This is a genomic window from Mycobacterium sp. TH-M106 (assembly GCF_057473765.1).
In genome coordinates, this window is sequence record NZ_JBYCLE010000575.1 from 1 (window position 1) to 3,643 (window position 3,643).

The window sequence follows — 3,643 nt, forward strand, 5'->3', positions numbered from 1 at the left end:
CACAATGACCTGATGAAACGAGCGAATCTGGGTGGCCTCGGCGTCGGTCGCATCGGTTTGGGCGCGATGGGCATGTCCGTGGCCTACGCCGGCGCGGACGGCGACGCCACCGGGCAGTTACCGTTCTACTTCGGCTGCTCGTCGGAGGTGGGTGGGCATCGAAGACGCCGTCCGGGCAATGCTTCTGGCCGCGGATCGCGGACGAAGCTGTCAACGCTGCATCATCTGGATCATCTGGGACCGGCACACGAGCGTTCGCGAGTTGCATGAAGTCGCCACCGCCGCGGTCGGCGGTCGCCCACTGCGCAGCGGCTCACCGTGTCGGTGCCGAGCGCGGGAAGAAGCGCCGTCGGTCAGCTCTTCGACGGCGCCTTCCCCCAACACTGGACAAAGTCCTCCACATGTCAGTCGACGATCGTCATCGTGGTTCTCTCCGGACGTGCGACGGGTTGCTCGATCTGCTGGATCGCCGGACGCAGTCTGTGATGTGCACTGTCCCTCTCGCCTGAAATGACCTGGTAGCCAGAATGTTCACCGCTACCCTGCGGCCATCGGACGGGGCACCACGGTGACGCGGAACCCGTATTTGGGACCTGGAACGCGTGTGCTGCTTCCCGAACCCGATATCGGTATCCCGGGCACGCCGGGAGCGCCGGCCGCGCCGGACGGCCCGCCGTCCGGCGCGGCACTGAAGCCGCCGCCGGGCAACACGGTGGAGACAGCCGACGTCGCCGGCGCCGCTGCGGCCCAGCTCTGCGGGGCCGACAACGCCCCGATCATGGTGGCCCGGCCTATGCCCGCCGACACCGCGCCGCTGCCCGGGCTCGACGCCGTCGCCAGGTTTGGCGCCAGTGCCTTCGGCGTCTGAACCGCGCCCCATGGAACCTTGATTTCCGGCTGCCCCCCGGCGACCTGGTAACTCAGGTTCTCCAGATTTCTGGTCGACGAGACGGCGGTGTTGGTCAACGAGCTTGCGTCCAGAAGCCCGAAGTCTATGTAATCCCCGCCTTGCACGAAGTCCGAAATGATACTCCCAAATGACGGCAGCCCGAACTGCGCTGGTGCCGCCTGCGCGGACGATGCGAGCCCCTGCAGCATCGTGGGTATCGCCGACATCATCGAGTGCGCGTTGGTCGCCGCCGACATGACGGCGGCCTGGGCGGCGGCGGCGCCTTGCGCAGCCTGCCCTGCGGGGTTGGTGGTTTGTGCCGGAGGGGTGAAGGGCGCCAGCATCGACGCGCTCGCCGAGGAGCCGGCATAGCCGTACATCGCGGCGGCGTCCTGGGCCCACATTTCGGCGTATTGGACCTCGGTGGCCGCGATCGCCGGTGTGTTCTGCCCCAGGAAGTTCGCCGCCACGAGTGCCGCCATGAGGCTGCGGTTGGCCGCGATCACCGGAGGGGGCACCATCATCGCAAACGCAGCCTCGTAGGCGACCGCGGCCGCCTTGGCCTGGGTTGCCGCCTGCTCGGCTTGGGTCGCGATACGCATCATCCACGCCGCATGAGGGGCGGCCGCCGCGGCCATCGACGCCGCCGAAGGACCCGTCCAGGACTCTTCCAATTCCGAGATCGCCGAGGAGTACGAGGCCGCCGCCGAACTTAGTTGGCTCGCCAGCCCGTCCCAAGCCGCCGAGGCGTCTATCATCGGCCCCGCACCGGGACCGGAATACATCTTGGCGGAGTTGACCTCCGGTGGTAGCGCCCCGAAATCGGTTGCTAGAAAGTTCATTTTCATAACCTCCGTTGTCTCAACTGGCCGCACGGGCCGGTTTGGTGTCAGGGCATGCGACAGAGCACACCCGCGATAGATGTGGGTGCTCCTCCTTTCCTGCTATCTGGCTCGACTCGAGTCGTAATCGACTGACGCAGTGATCACTTGAAGCACAGTGATCGCAACGAGTCCGGCACACCTATCCCGGCTTGCGGCGGCGTGGGCAACGCAACCCCACCCAGGCCGGTGCCGCGCCGTCATTCGGGCTGCAGCCCAACGCCTTCGCCCGACAAAGGCCATGCCAGCGTTGATGGGGCAGTCAAGAGGCGTGTTAGCAGCGGAGACGGATCAGCGTTGGCCAAAGAGCCTGTGGGCCAGAGCGGCTGAGTTCGTCGGGCATGATCAGTACGATTCCGCATCTCCACCGCTGCACCCTCACCGAGGGCGGGTGGCGCGGGGAAACCCCACCCATACAATCGGACTCAACGCGACCCAGTCCATGTACTGAGAATTCCGACTTCCCCACCAGCCGCCTCCGGTGCAGCATCCCCTCGACGTAGAGGGAAAATCTCCGGTTCGAGAGCCTTCAGCGCAAGCGAATCCGGACTAGAAACAAGAGAACTTTTTGCGCGACCCGGTAGGGTCGAAGCCCTTCGCGGTGACACGGTCATGAGCAGATCAGACGCTTCGAACTTCACGATTAGGAATCGTTGCCGGTGGGCATGTTGAATTTCATCAATTAAATGGTGAACAATCGGTGAAAAATTAATTGCGCTGCGCGGAGCCGCGCGCACTTCCACGACTGTGAAGGCTCACGCGTGACGTGGTTCACCAGTGACGAGCCGGCCGATCCTTGTTTCTGCCCTGCATGCTGAAGACCTGGTGACGCGCCGGCAACGACGAGAAAAACGCTCTGAGAAGGCTCTCCTGACTTCGACATTTCACGTGATTGCGTTCGTAGGTGCGTCGTCAATGTGAAAGATGCGCTACTTCAACGATTACCGATGTTGCTGAGGGTTCGAGAATCGGTCGAGGAATGCAACTTTGAGATGCAGGCCATTACGGCTTCGTAGAAAACTTTTCGAGTCGAGGTCGGTGGCGACGATGGGGTAGGGCACGCTGACACCGTGATCCCGCGCATGCCGGCCGAGTCCCGATGCCGTCCGTGGACGGCCGTCGCCAGCCACAATTTGCAATTCCTCACGGCAGTCGGGATGCCCGTGTGTTGCGCGGCCATGGATCCAGGCATGGAGATGGGCATGGTCAATACACCGCCGAGCAGCGGATCGCCCGCGTGGTTTGCCGCAGTGAACTGGCTCGGGGCCGTCGCCACCGCGATCACAGCAGCTTTCTGGACCCACGGGTATGTCGTCGATCGTCGCCACGCCGCGATCCGCCTGATGTCACTGGGGGAACCCGCTCGGGCGATGACGACCGCCGGTGTGGCTATCGTGTTTCTTGTTAAGCCGTGTGAAATCTGAACGTGTGGTCGCCGACGTGGCGCCGGGTGCATCGCATTCGACTGCAGCGCGAGCGGCCAACGCAACGAGGCAGTGCACGGGACGTCACCGAACGGACCTTCGTCGACGGAATCTCGGCTGACGGGGAGTACGCACGTCGAGGACGGCGGGACGGCGTGCCGTAGAACCCCCCTCAACACGGCGCCGCAATCAAGATCACGACCGCATTCGCGGCCTGAGGTTGAAATGTCATGCGGCCTGCTTGACGCATACTGGCGGCCCGGTGCGGGGCCTTCGCCGTCTGGGACATATCTGGGACATAGTGGTGGGGTCAGCGGTCATCCGCCTCCGGCGGCACCGCCGCCACCGCCGCCACCGTCACCGCCGCCGGATTCCCACCAGTTGTACACACCGGAGTAGGCGCTCGTCGGGCACAGGTCCTCGGCCGCAGCGAGGACGAAATGAGCTGC

3 protein-coding genes are annotated in these 3,643 nt (G+C 64.4%); 2 read left to right on the top strand and 1 reads right to left on the bottom strand.

Annotation, left to right across the window (positions count from 1 at the left end):
- Positions 1 to 270, top strand: a 270-nt coding sequence (locus tag AC2VOP_RS19610; RefSeq protein WP_486962517.1) for a hypothetical protein, incomplete at its 5' end; no start/stop codon positions are given.
- A gap of 267 nt (positions 271 to 537) precedes the next feature.
- On the opposite strand, the gene AC2VOP_RS19615 is transcribed toward AC2VOP_RS19610, so the two are convergent.
- Positions 538 to 1,731 carry a PPE family protein gene (locus tag AC2VOP_RS19615; protein WP_428901411.1) on the bottom strand — a complete coding sequence of 398 codons (1,194 nt, stop codon included), beginning with the start codon at positions 1,729 to 1,731 and terminating at the stop codon, positions 538 to 540.
- Between the two features lie 1,109 nt (positions 1,732 to 2,840).
- On the opposite strand from AC2VOP_RS19615, the gene AC2VOP_RS19620 reads away from it, so the two are divergent.
- Positions 2,841 to 3,194, top strand: coding sequence for a hypothetical protein (locus tag AC2VOP_RS19620; protein ID WP_486962516.1), 354 nt, complete (start codon positions 2,841 to 2,843; stop codon positions 3,192 to 3,194).
- Positions 3,195 to 3,643: the final 449 nt, after the last annotated feature.